This is a genomic window from Oligoflexus sp. (assembly GCF_035638955.1).
Taxonomy (GTDB): domain Bacteria; phylum Bdellovibrionota_B; class Oligoflexia; order Oligoflexales; family Oligoflexaceae; genus Oligoflexus.
The window spans coordinates 1-20,288 of sequence record NZ_DASQYZ010000110.1; the positions used below are offsets into that span (position 1 = coordinate 1).

12 protein-coding genes are annotated in these 20,288 nt (G+C 53.3%); 6 read left to right on the top strand and 6 right to left on the bottom strand.

Going from position 1 to position 20,288, the window contains the following annotated elements; genetic code table 11:
* Positions 1 to 263, top strand: a 263-nt coding sequence (locus VE954_RS10365; protein ID WP_324952364.1) for a hypothetical protein, incomplete at its 5' end; no start/stop codon positions are given.
* A gap of 121 nt (positions 264 to 384) precedes the next feature.
* On the opposite strand, the gene VE954_RS10370 is transcribed toward VE954_RS10365, so the two are convergent.
* On the bottom strand, positions 385 to 1,467 hold the full coding sequence (locus tag VE954_RS10370; protein ID WP_324952366.1) for a hypothetical protein: 1,083 nt from the start codon (positions 1,465 to 1,467) through the stop codon (positions 385 to 387).
* 206 nt (positions 1,468 to 1,673) lie between these two features.
* Between VE954_RS10370 and VE954_RS10375 the strand changes: the two genes are divergently transcribed.
* Positions 1,674 to 4,556: a 7TM diverse intracellular signaling domain-containing protein gene (locus VE954_RS10375; RefSeq protein WP_324952368.1), complete on the top strand. Its 2,883-nt coding sequence runs from the start codon at positions 1,674 to 1,676 to the stop codon at positions 4,554 to 4,556.
* Here VE954_RS10375 and VE954_RS10380 read toward each other — a convergent pair.
* The 4 genes from VE954_RS10380 to VE954_RS10395 form a co-directional block, all read right to left on the bottom strand.
* A complete protein-coding gene (locus VE954_RS10380; protein WP_324952370.1) occupies positions 4,531 to 5,883 on the bottom strand; it encodes a dynamin family protein in 1,353 nt (450 codons plus the stop codon). The genes VE954_RS10375 and VE954_RS10380 overlap by 26 nt on opposite strands.
* 18 nt (positions 5,884 to 5,901) lie before the next feature.
* Positions 5,902 to 7,335 (bottom strand): pyruvate kinase, encoded by a 1,434-nt coding sequence (gene pyk, locus VE954_RS10385; RefSeq protein ID WP_324952372.1) that lies wholly within the window; start codon positions 7,333 to 7,335, stop codon positions 5,902 to 5,904.
* 192 nt (positions 7,336 to 7,527) lie between these two features.
* Positions 7,528 to 10,149, bottom strand: a complete 2,622-nt coding sequence (locus tag VE954_RS10390; protein WP_324952374.1) for an ATP-binding protein — start codon at positions 10,147 to 10,149, stop codon at positions 7,528 to 7,530.
* Between the two features lie 85 nt (positions 10,150 to 10,234).
* Positions 10,235 to 12,271, bottom strand: coding sequence for a TonB-dependent receptor (locus VE954_RS10395; protein ID WP_324952375.1), 2,037 nt, complete (start codon positions 12,269 to 12,271; stop codon positions 10,235 to 10,237).
* A gap of 277 nt (positions 12,272 to 12,548) precedes the next feature.
* Here VE954_RS10395 and VE954_RS10400 point away from each other — a divergent pair, with 277 nt between their 5' ends.
* From VE954_RS10400 to VE954_RS10415, 4 genes are all read left to right on the top strand, one after another.
* Positions 12,549 to 15,068 (top strand): HAMP domain-containing protein, encoded by a 2,520-nt coding sequence (locus VE954_RS10400; RefSeq protein WP_324952377.1) that lies wholly within the window; start codon positions 12,549 to 12,551, stop codon positions 15,066 to 15,068.
* Between the two features lie 54 nt (positions 15,069 to 15,122).
* On the top strand, positions 15,123 to 15,842 hold the full coding sequence (locus tag VE954_RS10405; RefSeq protein WP_324952379.1) for a hypothetical protein: 720 nt from the start codon (positions 15,123 to 15,125) through the stop codon (positions 15,840 to 15,842).
* A 29-nt stretch (positions 15,843 to 15,871) separates the two neighbouring features.
* On the top strand, positions 15,872 to 16,834 hold the full coding sequence (locus tag VE954_RS10410) for a hypothetical protein (protein WP_324952380.1): 963 nt from the start codon (positions 15,872 to 15,874) through the stop codon (positions 16,832 to 16,834).
* 77 nt (positions 16,835 to 16,911) lie between these two features.
* Positions 16,912 to 17,742 (top strand): GNAT family N-acetyltransferase, encoded by an 831-nt coding sequence (locus tag VE954_RS10415; protein WP_324952382.1) that lies wholly within the window; start codon positions 16,912 to 16,914, stop codon positions 17,740 to 17,742.
* Positions 17,743 to 17,830: 88 nt separating this feature from the next.
* Here the strand turns inward: VE954_RS10415 and VE954_RS10420 are convergent.
* On the bottom strand, positions 17,831 to 20,288 hold a 2,458-nt coding region (locus VE954_RS10420), incomplete at its 5' end, for a hypothetical protein (RefSeq protein ID WP_324952384.1).

Here is a 20,288-nt window from a genome sequence, read left to right on the forward strand (position 1 = left end):
TACTTGATCGGGATCTGAATGCGGCTCTGGTAATCTTAAATTACGCTTTGACAGGCTTTGTCACGGGTCGGGAACCGGCCTCAGGTGTGGAGGAGAAGAACTCTTTTCCTGTGAAACACGAAACTCCATTCCATACCAAAAGCCGCGAATCGCTGAGCGGCTGCCAAGCCCGCAGGGCTTGTGAGGATTGGGTGGAGCAGTTCATTACTCGAAGCGCAGCAGGGATTTGGAAGATGCCAGACAGGATCCCAATAAGCGTGTGAGCAGCGAGTACGATGCGGTGGGCCGAAACATTATTGAGAACAAGCAGGACCGTAAACGGACGACGTAAACGGACTTGCAAACCGTGCGGGCCAGATGTGCCGGCCTGCATCAAACACAGTCTCAAACCTGATCCAGAATACGATAGCGGTAAAGCATCATTAAGACTTCATCAGCCAGATCTGCCTCGTGTTCCTGCCTTAGTTTTTGCCGTGTGGCCGAGGTGGACTGACGTCCATCAAAGGCCACAAGGAGCGGATACACAGCCCCTGGAAGAGCCAGGGCATCGTATTCACTATAGGCGGAAAGGGCGACCTCTCCTGATTCGAGCCAGCGCACCGTCACCTGCGGATTGAAAACTAGGCGATCCGGCAAGTCTTTCGTTTGAGCCTTTTCATGCTGGCGCTGAACTTCAAGGTTTCGAATCGTTCCATCCAATCCCATCAGCCGTTCCACATCCTGACTCGTCAATGCGGTGATAATTTCGTAGCACTGCTGATAGAAGCTGGCCTCGCGCCCCTCGAATTGCCGCCAAAGTTTTTTATAAAGCTCATGCTCGGGTGGCTGCTCATCCAGCTGGTCCTGGGTCAGGCCCTCCTGCTTATAAAAAGCAGCAGCCTGATCGTCGAAAATAAACTCAGGATCGATCGTCATCATCGCATATCGTGAGAGTTGTTTTTCCACAACGCCGATATAGTTTTTAAGCCCCACGTAAAACGTCAGTCCATCCTTGCCCGCTTCGTATTTGCAGTACCACGTGGAGCACACCGCCTCGCGCCAGGCCCAGATGGTGCAATGACCGCTGTCTGTCGCGTAGTACGGACAGCGCAAGCGGGTGGCCTTGCCAAACGAGGATCTCGCATGTTCATAGAGATGCTGATCCAGGCGTGAGGGGCCGATCCACCAGGGCGTAACTCCGGAACGGGCCTCGATGCGTTCCTGCATACGGCGGCGTCCTTCTGCCATTTCCGGCCGACTATCCTGCAGCAGCCCACCCACCAGATAATTAGGCAGCTGAGGATGAAACGTGCAGCACTTGGTATCCGGTCGGAAAAGATGCTTCTGGGCCGAGCCCAGACTGGGGTCCTTTTGGACCATGCTGCAGTTGGAACAGTTGGCCTTGCCCTCCTTCGGCACAGATTTCAGCATGATATCCGGGAGTAGCTCCCGATAGAATGGGGGAAATTGTTGATAGAGATCAGGCATGACATTCACTTTCTATTGGAGGAACACGACCTTGAAGGATGGGATTCACCCAGTCCAATACAAGAGGTTTGGCGTTCTTTGCAAGGGTTCAGAGTAAAAGACCCTTGGTTCAGGCGCTTGCCGCCGATTCGCCCGGTTCGTGCTAAAATGGAAGTCTATTCTTCTGCTTTTTGACGCAAACGGTTCCTGTCCCGTTAGGGGGTGGCATGAAGGTTTTCCATCGCACGTGGCCTGGCTACCTGGTGCTTGGCGTTATCCTGCTGCTGTCATGCCTGCGCATGGAAACTGCGGTCGCTGCGTCCCGGGTTCAAGCGAACCAAGGCGTTTTTGATTTTTCCGGATGGGATTTTGCAGCAAACCCCGTGGTTCAGCTTGAGGGTGAGGTCCCCTTCGTATGGAACAGTTTCGCCATTTCCGACCCGAATCCACAGGCACGCGAAGATCGCGTTCGCGTGTCAGCGTCCTGGCATAAGGTCAGTGAGTATCCTCTGCACGGATATGCGACCTATTTCGTCGATCTGATCAGCGATAAGGAACAGTCCGTTGCCATTGATCTGGGTTTGATCGGTCTTTCCCATCGCATCTATCTCAACGGCGTTTTGAAGCGAAGCGATGGACGACCGACATCTTCGGCCGACACTTTTGAGCGATCCTCAGCCGATAAGGTTCTTTTCAGCTTTATTCTTCCGAAAGGTCCGACCCGGATTGCGATCGAGGTTGCCAACCATGACTATATTATCGCGGGACTTGGCAAGAGGATTTTCTTTGGTCAACCTGAAGCCGTGGTCGCCCATCGCTTTGCACCGTTCCTGACAGCCTACCTGCTGTTCGGTGCCTATCTTGTTATAGGACTCTATCATTTTGGCCTTTATTCCTTACGACGTCGGGATAAAAGCTCCCTCTACTTTGGGCTCTTTTGTTTGACTTCCATTCCCAGCATCCTCGTGAACAACGAGGTGAACGCAATGGATCAGCTGGGTGTGAATTCCGTAGCGTTCGCTATCCTGCTGGCAAGCACGCAGGTTCTGGCCATGGGTTTCCTGGGATTTTTTCTGACCTACCTCTATGAAACCCGCCTGCCCCGCTTTGCGTCCTATACGCTCATGGGCGTATACCTCCTCCTCGCGTCCGCATCGTTTCTTGATTTCCAAATCTTCATCAAGCTCATGTTCCTGTTGATGGCCATTGGTCTGCCTGCCGGTGGCATCTATGTTTATGCTGTTATTCAGGCCTTTCGCGCGCGCAAGGAAGGGGCAGGATTGATGATGGCTTCCCTCTGCATCATCCTGCTGACATCCATCCATGACTATGCAAATTTCAACACCTGGATCGACTCGTTTCCTCTTTCACCGTTTGGTGCCATCGCCTTTCTCATGCTGCAGTCCTATCTTCTGTCCGCACGTTTTTCTCGCGCGTTTCGCCAGGTCGAGATTTCGGAACGGGCCGTGCGGAAGCTCTCGGAAAAGATTCAAGCCCAGCATGATCATGTGCTGGCCATGAACGAAAATCTCGAACAGCTGGCCGAAGAGAAGACGCGGGAAATTCGCTCGATTCTGTCGAACATCCAACTTGGTATTTTTGCCATTCAACAGGATCAGTTTCAGATTCACAAGGATCACTCGCAGTATATGAAGGACATCTTTGAGGTCGGTGACATCGTTGGGATGAATGCCTGCGACCTGCTGTTTGCCCATAGCAACCTCAGTTCCGACGAGAAAAGTCAGGCGAGCAGCGCCCTCTCTGCAGCCCTGGGCGAGGCGACGTTGGTCTTCCAGCTCAATACGCATTGCCTGCCCAGTGAGCTCCAGTATATGGGCCCATCGGGCCAGACCAAACTGCTCGAACTCAGCTGGCATCCTGTGACCGACCAAAACGATTGTACGGAAAAGGTCCTGGTTACCGTCCGGGACGTCACGCAGCTGCGGGCGCTTGAAGAGGAAGCCCACGATAAGAAAGAGGAGCTGCAGTTTATCAGTGAACTGCTGAACATCCCGGCAGAATCGTTTCGGCGCTTTATGGTCAGCGCCGATGACTTTATCCAGGAAAACCGCAAACTGGTGAATTCCCAGAGCATCCATCTCAAGGATTTTGAAGTTCTGAAACTCCTCTTTATCAATATGCACACCATGAAAGGTTCTGCCCGTTCGCTCTATCTCAAAAAAATGACCAAAGTCTTCCATGATGTGGAGCAATACTACGCTCACCTTCAGAACGATCGGGACGCGCATTGGGACGTGAAGCGCATGAATCTCGACCTGGATGATGCCGAGGCGATCCTGCGAACCTATGAGACCATCAACCAAAGCAAACTGGGGCGTAAAACCAGTGGCGAGCGCGATATTGAAATTCCGGAAACCGAGCTGATGGCCCTTTATGGGCAATTTTTGGCCTCCCATCGTCCCGAAATCATTTCGCCTCTCACGCCATCGTTCCTGCAATCCCTGGAAGGTTTTTTCATCGACACACTCTTTACGCCGATGCCTCAATTGCTGGCCGATCTCTGTGTGTGCACCGAAACCCTGGCCAGGGACCTGATGAAAGAACCGCCGCGGATTGCACTGGAGATCGATCCTCTCTTTATCAACGGCACGGGTGATAGTGTCCTGCGCAAGATTATGGTTCATTTACTGCGAAACTCGCTGGATCATGGCATTGAATTGCCAGAGGAACGACTGATCAGACACAAACCATCCATGGGAACGATCATGATGTCGGCATCCTGGCAAGGCGAGGCTGTGATCCTGCATTACCGGGATGATGGCCGTGGACTTGATGTGGAGAAGGTTCGCAGCATAGCCCAGGACAAGCAGCTGACGCAGGATGCGGCTCGGCTGACCGTGGCCGAGGTCGGTGAGCTGATCTTCTATCCCGGACTCTCGACAGCGAAGCAGGTCAACGATGTCTCAGGCCGTGGCATTGGTATGGAAGCGGTGCGCAGCTACCTGCAAAAAGTTGGGGGCATCATCACCCTTCGCTGGCATGACGATGTCACGCCCATTCCAGGTTTTCATGCCTTTTCTTTTGAAATCCTCCTGCCCGGGGCTCTCTTCGCCAAAAGCCAGCCTACTCGTAAACAGGCTGCTGCGTAATACGTCCGCGCGCTTCCTTGGCAATCTGTTCGGAGGCCCGTTTGATTTGCCGGGCATCGGAGCGCACCGTATACAGGGAAAAGCGTCCTTTGCTATCGATCAGATACTGGCGAAGGGGAGCTTCAACCTGGTCCCATGATTCCTGCCTGTTCTGCTGCTCCAGGCGCGTAAGCAAGGGCAGGGACGCCAGGCTCGATTCATGAAAGCGGTTGAGGATGCGTGGATAAAACCAAAGCAACGTCAGACCCATGATGGAAGCCCCGACCACCGACGCGAGGATCAGGGCCATATCGGCTCCGGAATCGGTGATGATCCCTGACTGCCAAAGAATTCCATACATGACAGTTCCAGTAAGCAGCGCCACTGCAGCTCCTATCATAATCACCTTAAGGGACAGATTGCGTCGCATCCTGCCGTATTCCTGCAGAGCTTCCAGGAAGTGACCAAGACGCTCGCTGTGCGATTCAATATAGGTCGAGAGATGATCGAGTCGATAGCGAGGGGCATTGCGAATGGCCTGCTGAATATCCTCGCGCTGATTGCGAAGTTGATCGAGAAAGGCAGGACGATCCCGCTGGTTCAGATCCCGATGTTCGGAATGGGTCAGATAGATAGGAGGAATATCCTTGCGTCCGGTCATTTGCGAAAGATTCCAGCAGAGCGTGCCATAGACGCGCAAAAAATCATGCAGATTCGTGCACTCATCAATACGATTCAGCACAAAGAGAATACGATCCTCTGAGGTGGCTTTCGGCAGCGTCAGACGTAAACTTTCATAGGTTTCCCGGACCGTGCCGGCCTTGTGCGGATCAAAAAGAATCAGGATCAAGTCGGCGATGCTGGCCAGCTCGGCCACCACTTCCTGATAATCATAGCCGCGATCCTTTTCCGCCACGGAATCCAACATACCAGGTGTATCGATGATCGCCACGTTCTCCAAAATGGGAGCCCGAACTTTTTTCAGACGAAAGTGGGAGGCAAAGCGCTGGCCCTGCTTTTTCAAATGGGCAAAAGGATACTGCGGATCGTTCAATAACACCATCCCATCCCGCTCTTCCACCGCGCCCGAGGCTTCCTGATGGGTGATCACGGTAAAGGAATCATCGGTCGGAGCCTGGCCGGTCTTTTGAAGGTCCATGCCCAAAAGCTCATTGATCAGAGTCGACTTGCCTGAGGAGTAGTTGCCTAGAATCAGGACGACCGGCTTCCACTTGATCTTGTCTTCGAGAGGCACCCTCGAGTACCCATATTTCAAGGCAATCGGTGTCAAGCGGGTCCGTACGATGTCGACCAGATCACTGCGTAGAGAATCGAGAGAATGGGCCATGGGTTTCCCTTTCTGGAATCATTCCATATCCTGAATCACGGCGTGGGCCTGTGCAATCCGCATGGAGCTGCTGTTCGACGAACGATTCGATCCGAGCAAAATCAAAATCAGATCCTCGCCGCTTAACGTTCCGTCCTGCATAAGAGCCTGAGTCATCTCCTTGGCAATCCGGGTGGTGTTCTTAAGTTCGGGAATTTTTCTGGGAACCACGCCCCACAGGATGGCCAGACGATGGTAGGTGGCCTCATCGTCGGTAAACGCAAATATCGGCGTGATCGGTCGTTCGCTGGCGATCAAGGAGGCGGTGTAACCCGTGCAGGTAAAGACGGCGATGGCCTTCGGCTTAAACTCGAGCGAAGCCTGGCCTATCAAGCGGACCATGGCTGGGGCTAATTCCTTGATATCCGGGTGGGTGCTGCAGAAACCGGGGCTATCATAAGGATAAAGAGTTCGCTCGGTCGTGGCTGCGATCGTGGCCATTTGCTCAACCGTTTGGATTGGAAATTTCCCCATCGCGGTTTCACCGGACAGCATCATGACATCCGTTCCATCCAGAATGCTGTTGGCAATATCGGTGATTTCCGCGCGGGTCGGGGAATTATTGGTTATCATGGATTCGAGCATCTGCGTGGCGGTGATCACAAGCTTGCCTTTTTGGTTCGCCAGCTGGATGATCTTTTTTTGGTAATAGGGAATCAAATCCAGGGATGATTCAACGCCGAGGTCACCACGTGCCACCATCACCCCATCCGAGGCATCCACAATCTCGTCCAGATGTTCGATGGCCTGTGTTATTTCAATTTTGGAAATGATGGGAATCATCTTCCCCTTTTGCCGCATCCAATCGCGGAGCCCTTCGACGTCCGGAGCTCGTTTGACAAAGGAAAGAGCGATAAAATCCACGCCGAGGGCCAGACCAAACTCAACATCGGCGCGATCCTTGTCCGTCATGGATGGGATGTTGGACTTGACGCCGGGAATGTGGATCCCTTTGCGCGAGGCCACCATTCCACCGACCACAACAAGGCAGTGGATTTCCGTTCCTAGGACGTTTTCCACAGTGAGTCGAATGCGACCTTCATCAATTAGGATGGTATCCCCGGCTGTCACGTCCCGGGGAAGATTGGAATAGGATGTGGGAATGCGCGCCGACGTGCCTTCGATGGGACTGGTCGTGATGATCAAAGATGCGCCTGCCGCGACCTCGACTTCGTTGCCCTGGATGAGGCCCAGACGAATCTTGGGGCCCTGCAAATCCTGGACGATAGCCACGGCGCGACCTAGTTTTTGCGCCGCGCTGCGAACCCGCTCATACACGGTGCGATGCCAGTCATGGGTGCCGTGTGAAAAGTTCAGACGGATGGCATCCACGCCGGCGGCGAGAAGTTTTTCAATCTGCTGGCTTGATTCCGTCGCTGGACCCAGGGTCGCTAGAATTTTAGTGTGACGCATGAAAATCCCCACAAGATAATGCGACCCGGACCATGTGATCCTGGCGCCAACGGGCGTGCTGTCCCATCCGAGATCCCTAAGCAAGATTGGATCCAGATGGGTCGAGTGGGGATGGGAGTTCCGTGCCCAAGCAGATAAGGCGAGCCTAGGCTCGCCACTTTGATGGGATGTTTATGTCAAATGTGCAGAAGCTTACGAGGCGGCCTGGGGGCGCCTGGTCTCGACCGTGACCCGACGCTTCCATTTGATATCAAGCCTGGCGCCACGGTGATTGAAGCTCGGCCCGAACTTAATCGTCCCCTGCAGGGATTTCACAGCTTCCGCCACGGCCGCCATACCGATGCCGCGGCCTGAGGTTTTGCTGACCTGAATTTCCGCCACTGTGCTGACCTTATCGACGAACACGATATCGGCCAGATCGGAATCCTTCGGGGGTGTCCAGTTGCGTTTGCGGGCAATTTCCTCGAGGGCTTTCCAGTCGATGCCCACGCCGTGGTCGGTGATGGAGAAGTGCACCTCATCGCCCTTAATATGCAGCTGAATGCAGATGCGAGCCAGCTGATCGTTGCTCATATTCTTTTTCCGCGGCAGGAGGTAGCCATGATCGATGGAATTGGCCACGCCATGAATCAAAACGTCACGCAGCGCACTGATTTCCTCGTCATTCAGATCCACCCAGTTCAAGTGCAGATCAGAAATGAGATCAAAGCCGAATTCCCGCAGACGCTTACGCGCATCGGTCAGGACTGTTTGAAGCATGCCCATCATGGGGTTGCCGTGGGCGCGGCGATCGCCCTGCTTGATCATATCGAAGGCTTCGTGCAGGGACCGGGCCGCATTTTCAATGCCATCCATAATCCGACTGGCCTGGCTGAAATCCTCTTGCAAGAGGCTCTGTTCAAAAAGGTGCAGCTGATCCTGAAGATCAGTGAATCCAAGGCTGCGCGCCTCGCCTTTGATGGTATGAGCCACGCGCAGGCAGTGGGCGGCTCCATTTTTATGAATACCTTGCCTGACCAGCTGCAGGCGGGCGTCCAGATCCCAAATGAAGTTGTAACCGACGGCGCCGGCACTGACCACGGACAGGATACGGTTTCGGGTATGGGCTTCTTTTTGCAAAGCCAGCGTTGCTGTCGCGTCACGCATGGATAGAATGATCTCGCTGACCCGTCCTTCGGTTTCGATCGGAGACCAGTAGTACTGGAAGGGTGTGCCGTAAATGAAGCCGGATCGGGGCAGAAGGCCTTCGTTCAATTGCCAGGCCAGAGGTTCCTCACCCAGGACCGCTCCAAATACCTGCTGTGCGGAAGCCAGGGCATCACTTTCCAGACCAACTGCGGCCAGGAGCTCAGGCAGGGTCATTTGCGCAGGGTTTTTCTTGAGGATTTCGGAAGCATGGCGCGAAAAGACCTGTGACACGCGGCCATGTCGATCGATGGCAACAATGCCCTCGTCGATATTATCAAGAACATGCTGCAGATTTTGCTTCTGCAGGTGGATATCAGCCGCCTGGAGTTTAATAATGCGGCGGCTCCGCAGAACCACCAGCATGAGGCCCAGGAGCAGAACAGAGATCACTAGAACCACATAGAGCAGGGTTTTGATTTTTTCGCCCAGAGCAATTTTCTCGTCCTTGAGTTTCGCGTCCGTCTCAAGACGTTTCAATTCTGTGTTGGAGGCCGCCTTGGCCGCGCGTTTTTTATATTCGGGCTCGATCTTCTCTTCATACATCTTCACATAGGCGCGCAGTCCATCAATCTCTTCCGGTTGGCCCTTCAGTCGGACGAGGTGCTTGTTGATATCCGAGACAACTTCAAGGGTCGTATCAGGATCCAGCTCAAAACAGGGTTTGATGGAATGTTTCAGATCCCAATGGCGAACCGCGAGAGCCCTGTAGCATTTCAAGTAGCCCTCTTTCAGGCGCAATCGACTTTCCTCGCCGTTGATCTCGGCGAGAAATTTTTTCGCTTGGTCAAACCGCCCAATCTCGGCGGCCGCGAGTGCGGAAAAGGTCAGGGCTTCGACCCGATTGCTGTCGCCCAGGGCCTTGGAGTATTCAAATTCCGGAATGGCTTTTTCATAGTCCATCAGATGGAGGGTATAGGCGATTCCAATATTGAAAGCGGCCAGCTGGGAATCATTGAGAAAGAGTTTGGCTTGATCCTCAGCGGATTCCTTGGCTCGTTCGGCTCCACGGATTTTGATTTCGGTCAAAAGACCGATGCCTTTGCGAATATATTCCGCATTACCGTGAATGATATAGTTGGTCGCCAGGTTGAAGAGGACATTAAAACGGGTGCGTTCGTCTTCCTTGGGCACCAGCTCCAGGGCCTCGGCATAGTTGGCAAGGGACTCTGAAATATCACCGTCCTGCGATTGAATCCAGGCTATGCTATTCAAGGTATCCACGGCATCGCCGTTGCGCTTGAGACGGCGGGCGTCCTGCAGGATGTCATGCAGCTGGACGAGTGCGTCATCATGCGACACGATTCCCTCACCGGCATCCACGCAACGAAGGCGGAAGGCGAAGTCATCGGTGACCAGCTTCATTCCCAAGCATATTTGAGCTGCGCCTTTGGCATCATCTTTGGAGAATTTTTCGTTGAAGAGTGTGCGCTTGAGCACATAGATTTCGCCAGGGGATTTGGCTGTTTCCAGATTCTGGGCGAGCCAGCTGATACGACGACCTTCCTGCCAATCATCGAATTGTTCGGGAATCAGGCGTTTGGAGATCTCACGGACTTCGTCCATGGATTCCTGGGCATAAGCCGGAATCGGCATCAAGGGTAACAAGAGCAGGATTGTCTTCAGCATGTATCGAGCTCCGAATTCGGAACATGTTCCATGTCTGTTTTCGGCGGCCCGATGAAATGCGAAACGGGCAGAATGTGCCTGCCTCTTAAAATTCATACTGAAGGCGCAGCATATAGGACCGGGACGCAAAGGGCAAAGGAGCCACAGGGTAATCCGCCTGGTAGGGCTGGGCGATCTCCAGACGAGCATCCGTCAGGTTTTGAACAGCCAGGGATCCTTCCAAACCACGATTCCCGAAAAGCTGAGTGTGGCGCAGGTTCAGGTTAACCAGAGTGGTCAGCGGGAGCTTCTGCAGCAGCGCCGGATCGCGGACCGGGTCACCATTCGCATCGACGCCGGTTTCCACACCCTGTTCGGTATAGGCAAAACGATCACCGATCAGGGAAAGGGAAGGATTGACGGAAAATTCACGGGTGAAGCGATAGCCTGTCACCAGACCGGCCTTATGCTGGGCCTGGCCATAGGACGCCTCCGGATGTCCAGGTACCTTGGCTGTGTCCACTTCATTGACCGTCATGCGGTAGTAAGCATACGTGAAGGTGGCATAAGCCTGCGAGGATTGGAAGCGAAGTTCCGATTCAATCCCGCGCGACCCAATGTCACCGCCGTTCACATAGGATCCGACTCCACTTTCACCGGTCAGATAGATAATCGGCCGATGGATGACGTGATCGAAGATGTTCACAGCGCCCCAGAACCTGTCGCTGAAGCGATAGCCCACTTCAATTTCGTTATTGAGTGTGGTTTCTGGTTTGATACCGTAATTGCTGGCGTCTTCCACCCGATTCGGGATGATGCCACCAGGTACCCGGAAACTTTGCGACAGCATGTACTTGGCGTGGAAATCCTTCCAAACCTGAGTCAAGCCCACACGTGGCGCGAAGAAATCGCCATGAATATCGGTTTTATCGTAACGAACGCCGGCGGTGACCTTGGCAAAATCGTTATCATTCATCACCTGCAAAAAGACCGAATCGTTGCGATAGCTGATGTGATTGATATCCGGATTGTCTTTGAAGACCTCCGTATCAAGGTCCATATTCAGGTTGGGCGCGCGATAAACGGTATGAATAAACCCCTGATAGCCCCCGAGAATATTGGTCTTCTCGTTCACATCATACTGAACGGTGACACCGCCCGTTTTACGATCGACTTTGTTGCGATACCAGTAAGGACCCTGATCAATCCAGTAAGGAAACTGCAGCTTATAATTGATAAACGGCGTAACCTTGAGCGCTCCTGAGGTCCACTCATGGCCGACTTCCATTTGATAGGTATCCCAGCGCTCGCGTAGATGCTGCCAGGGTGCAATATCAGGTTCATCGAAATAGAAGGCCGGCGCGCGATAAAGATCAAAAAGGGCCTTGGCATAAGTGCCCTTGTACTGCAGATTCAAAGTCATATTCGCGAGATCGATGGCGGCATCCTTCAGGTCGATCGGATCCCCATAGTAACTCGTGGCTTTCTGATCGGACAGCAGCGATTGGGATACCACGAGGTTGGCGCTATAAGAAAGATCGCCTTCACTTCTGGCAATACCAGCCGCGACACTGCGGCTCAAAAAGGCTCGACTGCCTTGCTCGACATCCATGTTTACATAGGATCCCGGTCGGTTGGCCGAACGCGTAAGAATATTGATGACGCCCAGGGACGCGTAACCGCCATAAATCGACGAGCCAGGACCACGAATGATTTCGATGCGGTCGATGGTGTTGACGGGGAAGTGGCGGGCGAACTGGGTAATACCGAATTTTTCTTCATTGATGTCAAGGCCATCAACCATGACCAGAAACTTGCCTTCTATGGAATTGATACCGCGAATGCTCAGCAGGTGACCGCCTTCGATTTCCGTCACCACGCTGTAGCCGGGCACAACCCGCAAGAGAACGTCGACGACGTCACGGGCACCCATATCAAGGATCTGTTCCCGTGTGATCACCGTCACTATACCAGGCGTTTCCCGGATGTGTGTATCCTTCTTGGTGGCGACTGTAACCTTCAGATCCAAAAGATCATTAAGGCTCAACTCCTGCTCTTCCGCAGCATACGAGACCTGCGTGAATAAAAACAAAGGAAGCAGGTGCCTGGGTAAAGTCACAAAGCGCCAACGAGCGGTTTTCATACGGATCAAGCCCTCTAATATGACAAGTGCTCTCTACCCTCCATACTAAAGAGTCGTATCCCTGATGACAAGGAGACCAACTTGCCTGGTTGCGGCTTGCCCTATTTTGCCGAGTGGTCTGTAACACATCGTATATATATGACTATTTCCCGGTAAATCTCGTCCCATAAGGTAAGGATTTGCCCGGCACTTCTCAACTTAGGTTTCTTATGCAAAGTCCGAAGGGACTTCCGACAACGATGACTTTCGCACGGCTTTGAGTGGTGGAATGGGACGAATGAGCAGCAAATCCATAGGCACACGCATCCTGATCCTGATCATAGGGATTGTGGGGCTGGCCTTTGTCACCATCGGCTGCATCGGTGGTCTGGCATTCCGTAATCTCGCGGATGGATTTTTGAACATCGTCGGCGATCAGAACGAGAAATTTGCGGAGATGCTCAATCGCAACTCCGAGCGAGCCCGAAATCGCTTTATCAGTATGTTTGAAGAGAATGCGCGTTCACGCGGGGAAATGCTCATAACCCGGGATTCCCTGAACCTCAAGACACCATTTCTGGAAAACTCCTATACCCAGGTGCGTGAGGCTTTGCAGAACTCATTCAATTATGACAGCACCATGCTCCTTGCCTCCTTTGTCGTGATTGAAGACGATCAGATCAAAGCCTGGCAGTACCTGGATCGCGACCACAAGGAAGGCCTGAGCCTGCCGATCGTTTATGATCCCAGCCGTGAGGTTTGGGTGTCCAACTTTCAAGGGCAGCCCATCCTGGTCTATGACCCGGGCCTGGAAAACCTGCGAACCATCGAAAAGGCAACCATACGTAAAGTTCAGGTGACAATTGGGTCAGGGGATACCCGTCGGACCGTGGCCGCCTACGAGGCGATTATTCCGATCTCGGAAAGCGTTTTGGAAAACATGCCCGAACGTTTGAAGGAAGGGGAGGCGATTGCCTATCTGCGCTATCTGATCAGTCTGGAACTTCTGGACCAGGCGATCAGCATGGAAGAAAAAGAAATGCAGGCCATGCTGACTGAACAGCAGGAGATTACCCAAAGTACTCTGGAAAACACCCTGCGTGATGCCAACCGAAGGCTTGCGAAGCTGGCTGTGACTCTGATCTCAACCGGAATCGGCGTCATTATCCTGGCCTTTGCGATTTCCATTTGGCTCAGCCGGCGTATTGCCAAGCCGATCGAAGAACTCAGTCACGCTGCCGATAAAATCGCCCAGGGTAACTACGATGCGGCGGTGCATATCAAGTCCGATGATGAGATCGGACGCCTGGGGAATAGCTTCGAAAGCATGCGGGTTCAAGTTAAAACGTTTACCGAAAAACTGCAGGTCCTGGTGGACGAACGCACCGCGCGTTTGAACGAGGCCTTGCAAACGGTCACCACCCAGAGTCAAAAGATTCGAGAAATCATGGGGCGCATCGATCAGGGTATCCTGACGATCGATGTCAAGCAGCAGGTCGAGGGCGAATACTCCCAGCATCTTCTGAGCCTTTATCCCAAGGCCGCAGCGCAATTGCCCGGTATATCCATTATGGATCTGGTCTTTAAAGGTTCGACTCTGAGTGATGAAGATCTGAACCTCATTCAACAATCGCTGTCCTGCTGTCTGGATGGCGATATTTTGAACTGGGATACCAATTCCGATAATTTTCCGGGGCACGTCCGTTACGATGTGAACGGGACCTTGAAAACCTATGAAATACGTTGGAGCCCCATCGTCGATAACGATACCATCCAGCGTTTCCTGGTGACCATTCGCGATAAAACGCAGGAACTCGTCCTGCAGGAACAGGTCCGTGTGGCCGCGCAATCGTCCCATCGCCTGACCCAGGCCTTGTCGGATTTGGTCAGTGTGCGATCCGATGCTGTTGGTGCCATGCTGCGCGACTCCCATGCTTCGCTGCGGGATATCGAGGAAAGCCGGGATCAACAAGGTGCTGAGCACCGCCGTAACTATGTGCGCCTGCATACCATGAAGGGTGCTGCGCGGAGTCTCAGCCTCAAGGCCCTCTCGCTCAGTATCCATGAAGCCGAAATCTATCTGCAGAAATTCTTCAATTCAGGCGACTTCGATGCGGAAGGTTTTGAGATAGCCCTGCGTGTCGTGCGTGAGGAGATCGACTTCCTGCGTGATGTGGCCGGTCGTATATTGAAGATAAAGATTGATGATCAAGGCGGCGAGACCCGCACGCTGTTCGAAATGCTGGCCGAAGAGTTGCGTGAAGCTGACAATCTTTGCCGCAGCCATGATGTGGAGCTTGGCGGGCTCGTGGTGGAAGATCGTGTGATCCAATGGAATCCGCGTTTCCTGGTGGATTTCGTGCAGGCCTCGCGGCACGCCTTGGCCAACTCCCTGGATCACGGTTATTTCAAACCCATTCGGGACGGCAAACTCAACCCGGATCAGAAGGTATTCTTCCGCATAGCCGCCGTCCGTGCGCACGGCAAGGTCATTATTACGTTCGAGGATGAAGGCTTCGGCTTTGATCGCGCGGCGATCCGGGTTCTGGCGGAACGCTTGGGCGTCAAACTCAATTCTGATGATGATTATATGAACGTGCTCCTGCGCGACGGCCTGTCAACAGCCAAGGAAGTCACGCAGCTGAGCGGCCGTGGAGCCGGACTTTCGGCCATTCAAACCTTTGTCGAAGAATGGCATGGCCTCCTGCAGCTGATCGATAATCAGCCGCGCGGCAGCCGTATCGTCGTCACCCTGCCCGAGGACCAGGTCCTCGTCTCAACTTTCTGCAATTCGTTGAAAGATCCCGCCAGCGCTTAAGCCTTTCCATGATATCATGGTCGTTGCAACGCCAACGCGATAAGGACTTGTCACGTGTTCGACTTAAGAGCCGGTTTGCTCGGTCTATGTCTGCTTCCGCTTTGGGCACTTCCCGTCAAAGCGGAAGAAACGCTAGGAATATTCTATCCCTCCGTCAAGCAACCCAAGGACGTTCAAAAGGCCTTTGCGGATGATGCCGCCCTCAAGAACGTGAAGGTTTTGGCTTTCGGTTCCTTTGAAGATTTTCAAACTGCCGTCACCAGCGAGAATATTACCTTTGCGCTGGTTCCGTCGGCATACATCCGCTACTTTGATGACTTTGAAGGCCTCTATCAGCTGACCCTGGACGGCAAATCCACGTTTCAGGATGTGGTGGTGACCCTCGATCCGGCCTGGAATGAAGCCCGTCTGGACCAGGGTATCGTGGGAGCTATTAATGTCATTGGCCGGGAGAAGACCCGTAAAATGGTCGAGGACCTTCTGGCTGGAAAAAGCTTCAAGCGCTTGAAGCAGGTTTCCAAAATTGCCGATCTTTATCCTTTGCTGGCTCTCGGCAATGCGCAGTACGCGATCTTCTCGCCTCATGATCTGGATATGGTCAAAGCCGAATTTGCATCCAAACCCATTCAGGTCTTTCGAACCGGGGACGTTCTGCACCCGCTCATCACCGTCCGTAAGACCAAAAAAAGCAAGAATGGGGATTTCTTTCTGAAGTTGAGTCCTTCCACGCTTAAAACACTCGGCGTGAATGGTATCAAGAGTTTCAGTAAATAAAAATCCGGATGAAACAGAGGACGATAACCATGCAAGCTTTGACCCTATCAATCCTGATTATACTGCTGACGCAGAGTCTGTCTGCGGCGACTTTGATGACGGTGAGCTTTGATTCTGATGAAATGCGCCTTGTGAAAGAAACCATAGCGCGGGACCTGAATAAGCACAAACATGTGGATCTGGTGATCCGCAAGGATAGCGACTACGAAGAGTTCCTGGCGGCTGTTCGCAAGAACAAACCGGATTTCCTGGCTCTCCTGGATAACAAAGCCGTCAATTTCATGAAGAAGCTGGAGAACGAAAAAGCTGCCGATATCCAGCATATCCAGGCTGCCTCCACCATGGCCCTGAACCTCCGCCATGTGATTCAGAACAACAAGAAGATCTGCGGTATCGTTTATGAGGTGCCGGCCTTCACCATCGTCACAAGATTTCGCCGCCTCGTGAGCCGTGCGATCACCACGGTGCTCGCGCCCTACCGCGCCTCTGAGTTTGAGATGATGATCACCGAAGCGAGGCAGCAGCTCCAGAAGGAAGGCATTGATTTGATCGGCGTGAACGTCGAAGCGGAAGGACGGGACACGGCCGCTGTGAATAGGCTGGTGGAAAAAGCCCTGGTGAACGAATACGCAGGCAAGAAGATTGATGCCATCCTGGTCCCCTCCGATAACGTGATCCTGAACAAGGAGGCCTTTGCTTCCCTCTGGCTGCGCAAGGCTCGCAGTTTGAAAGTGCCCTTTCTCTGTAACATCGAAAAGTTCACCAGCAAGGACTTTGATTTCTGTACGTTTGCCGCATACCCCGACCTTGCGGCTCTCGGTCACCAGCTGGCGGAGCAGATCAACGAATCCTTGGAAAGCGGCACGGCTGTGGCCGAGCTTGGCGTGGACTATATCATCGGTGTTCAGGAATCCTTGAATATCAATCGGGCCAAGGCCATCGATCTGCCGCTGAAATCCGAGCGGCTGGATAGCGTGCACAGCGTGGAGTGACAGCGGACCTTCTTTGCAATCTTTTTACCGTGTCCACGTCTTACCCCAAGAGGCTGCACGCGTAAGGAGCATGAGTCATGACGGTCCGTCGTTTTCGCCAGGACAAAGATCTGCCATCGGGAACGCTTGAATTTCTAGCGCAGGACGAGCTGCGGAACAACGTGCCTTATGGTGTTCTGCAGAGGTTGCGAAAATCCCCACAATTTTTCCAGGACTACAGACTTTTTGTCGTGACAGAGGCGGATAAAATCCGCCTTTATGCCCATCATACCCCACCTTTTCTACTGTGCTTGTCCTCAGGGGATCCTGCGGCTGCAGCCGAACTTGCTGCGGCTTTGAAGCATGAGGGTCCCTTGCCCGGGTTGTTAGGGCCTCTCCCGATTGTCGAAGCGTTCCTGGATGCCTGGCCGGAACTCCGGACCAGCCTGCCCCATATCGAACGACAGGGCCTTTATCGCCTGGACCAGGTGGTGATGCCTCCGAGTACCGGTGGGGCCTTTGAACAAGGCCGGATCGAGGATCTGGATCTTTATTTCGCGTGGCTTCGGGATTTCTGTCGGGAACTAGGCGAAGTGTACGCGGGTGATGAAAAAGCCCTGGACCAGCAACGCGAGCGAATCGAGGCCGGTGACCTTTACTGCCTGACCCATCAAGGGCGCCCGGTATGTATGGCCATTGCCGCCCGCAAGCTGCCAACGGGACAAAGTGTTTCGTTTGTCTATACGCCGCCTCAGGATCGCGGCCGAGGCTATGCTGCGGAACTCGTGGCCCGGCTTTCGCAAAAGCTTTTGCAGGACGGCAATCAATACTGCTGTCTGTTTACCCAGATGCATAATCCTGTATCGAACCGAATCTATCAGCGTATTGGTTATTTTCTGGTGGATGAGTTTCGCAAGTATCATTCGTGATTTGCGGGTAAAAAAATCCCGGGTTCGACACGGACGACCCACCTTCGACTCATAAAAAAATCCCGGGTTCGACACCCGGGATTTTCGTTCAGCGTTTATCCTGATCAATCAAAGCATCAAACCCGATGAGTCCAAACACTTCCCACTCCTGCCCCACGACCTGCCCTGTTCCCAGACCCACATTGAGTTTGACCCCTTTTACGTCGGCCTGTAAATCAAGCTTGTAACCATGGGCTCCTGTTCCGCTGTCAAAGCGCGGATCGATCTGATGCGACCAGGCGCGCCCATAATTATAAAAGGCCGTCGCGTCCAGCCGCTGCAAGTATACAATATGAAGGAGTTTGGCAATATCCGCGATCAGGGGAGTGGTCCAGGAAAACTGCAAACGGCCCTGCGTGTCACCGTACTGCAGGTTGGTCAGATAAGGATCTCCATAAATCTGCGAATTGATTTCGTTAAGGCCGCCGCCACTCCCTGGAATATAAGTCCGCAAGGGACTGTAGGCTTCCTGCAGGAATTTACGTTTGGTTCCCCGCACCCGGCTGTACGATGCACCCCAGTGCTGCACCGTGGGCTGACGCCCAATATTCATCGGCACCGAAACGTTGACCCCCGCCCCGGTCTTTTCGTAATCATAGTTGGCGTTAAATTCCTCAGAGGCGATCGAACTGTTCAGGTAATAACCCAGATAGCCCCAATGGAAACTGTGCGACTTGGTCAGACCGATATTAAATTCGCGCAGATAACCGTGGGCCAGAATATCCCACAACGCAGGATCGCCAAGGTACGGAAGCATCCACGCATTCTTATAGGACACCCGGACACCCAAACCCAGTGTATGAATGTAGCGAAGCGCGCCGATCTCGACTCCACGTTCGTCGAAGTAATAGGAGTCAGGACCGTAGTTGCGATTCCAGGTCTGACGCCGGAAAACATCCAACGTATAAGTGGTTTTAAAGCGATTGGTATAGGCACTCAACTGAACATCCGGATAACGGCTCTGCGCTCCATAGAGTGCGATGAGCTGCACGTTCTCGTTCTGCAGGTGATCCATGAGCGGAACCGAGATCATGCCATAGGAAAGTCCCACCGCATCATAACCAATCCAGGGAAAGCCAAACACAGGCCGCCCGCGCCAGTTCACATCTTCGGCATCCTTGATGGGGGCGCCTTTTCTTTGTCCCAGTATGGGTGCGGAGGCCACCCGCTTTTGATCCTCGGTGATGCTCGCTTCACTGCGATTCTGCCAGGGATCGTCCAAGGCCATCAGATCCTTCAAAGGCTTTTTGGTATCATGCATGGCCCGCATTAAAGGAGAGCTGGGTTCATCATGCAAACGGCAGGGTTTGATGGGAGCATCAATGCGATTGGTTTTAACGAGGAGGGCTCCATTTTCCTGCCAAAGGGCCATCATCAGAAGATCACTCGTACTGTTGTGCAGGCTGCTGACAATATTCGCCAGATCACGTTCTTCCTGGCAACGGCCATCGCGGTCCAGGCGCCGTAGGAAGTGATGCGTGCGGTCGGCCATGGCCATCCAGGTCTCACGCTGGTTGAAGGCTACCGATATGGGCTTGCCATGCAGATTCTGCGGCAACTCCCGCAGGCGTCCATCCGCGGGCGACCAGCGCAGCACCTGGTGCCGGTCGCCATAGAGAGTCTCTTCCGAACGATTCAACCAGATTTCCGCCAGGTCATCATTCTCACCAATACCGCGATAGCCGAGCACGTTGAGACTCTGCGGATAGGTGGCGGTGAGGGGGCAACGAATGTCAGCATTCTTAAGACGCTGACCTTTTTCAACCAGCTGCCGAGGCGCCCAGCAGATCTGATTCTTTTCCAAAAACTCTTCCATCCAAACCAGTTTGTCATCGCTCATGAACAGATGTGAAATATAAGCCGGGCGGTTCATGATCTGCGCTTTGACATCACCCTTCTGCAGCCAAAGTGTGCGGGTGGGATCCAGGTTGTCATTCACTTCGCCCGTGGTGTAGAGCAGATAGTTTTTCCGAATGAGACGTACACTCAGAGCGTCCGTCGGAAGGGCTATTCCACGCTTATAGCTCTGGGCAATATCATTCTTCCACAGCACCTCGGCTTCAAAGAGTTCGCTGCCCTCTCTCTGCACAAACATGAGTTTGTCGCCACGACTTTGAAAGGAATACGTTGAATTGAAGGTGATGGCTTCTCCAGGCAGGCCCAGCCCCGGTGTGCTGGCAGGTAAAGCTTCATGCGGCTTCAGTTCAAGGCCCTTGCTTGTATAGCGATAGAAAGCCAGGTCCTGTTGACTCTTCCAGTATTTGGTGGCGGCAGCTTTGTATTCCTCGTAAAGCTGCACTCCATTTTTACCTGTGTAGTTATGCAGAGCAGCGTCCATGGGCATAAAACCATTGAACGGAACAAACGTCCACGGCCACCACCAGGGCATGCTGTAATCATAAAAATCATTCATCACAGCCGGCAGACGGCTGGCGTCATAGGTCCGTAAAATATAGGACACAAACGAACCCGAGATCGCATAACCGATGGTGGAGAAGCGGCTGCCA

What these genes read in the sequence shown, in the direction of transcription:
- VE954_RS10370 (WP_324952366.1), bottom strand. Translation starts at nt 1,467, where the DNA reads ATGCCTGATCTCTATCAACAATTTCCCCCATTCTATCGGGAGCTACTC.
- VE954_RS10375 (WP_324952368.1), top strand. Translation starts at nt 1,674, where the DNA reads ATGAAGGTTTTCCATCGCACGTGGCCTGGCTACCTGGTGCTTGGCGTT.
- VE954_RS10380 (WP_324952370.1), bottom strand. Translation starts at nt 5,883, where the DNA reads ATGGCCCATTCTCTCGATTCTCTACGCAGTGATCTGGTCGACATCGTA.
- pyk (WP_324952372.1), bottom strand. Translation starts at nt 7,335, where the DNA reads ATGCGTCACACTAAAATTCTAGCGACCCTGGGTCCAGCGACGGAATCA.
- VE954_RS10390 (WP_324952374.1), bottom strand. Translation starts at nt 10,149, where the DNA reads ATGCTGAAGACAATCCTGCTCTTGTTACCCTTGATGCCGATTCCGGCT.
- VE954_RS10395 (WP_324952375.1), bottom strand. Translation starts at nt 12,271, where the DNA reads ATGAAAACCGCTCGTTGGCGCTTTGTGACTTTACCCAGGCACCTGCTT.
- VE954_RS10400 (WP_324952377.1), top strand. Translation starts at nt 12,549, where the DNA reads ATGAGCAGCAAATCCATAGGCACACGCATCCTGATCCTGATCATAGGG.
- VE954_RS10410 (WP_324952380.1), top strand. Translation starts at nt 15,872, where the DNA reads ATGCAAGCTTTGACCCTATCAATCCTGATTATACTGCTGACGCAGAGT.
- VE954_RS10415 (WP_324952382.1), top strand. Translation starts at nt 16,912, where the DNA reads ATGACGGTCCGTCGTTTTCGCCAGGACAAAGATCTGCCATCGGGAACG.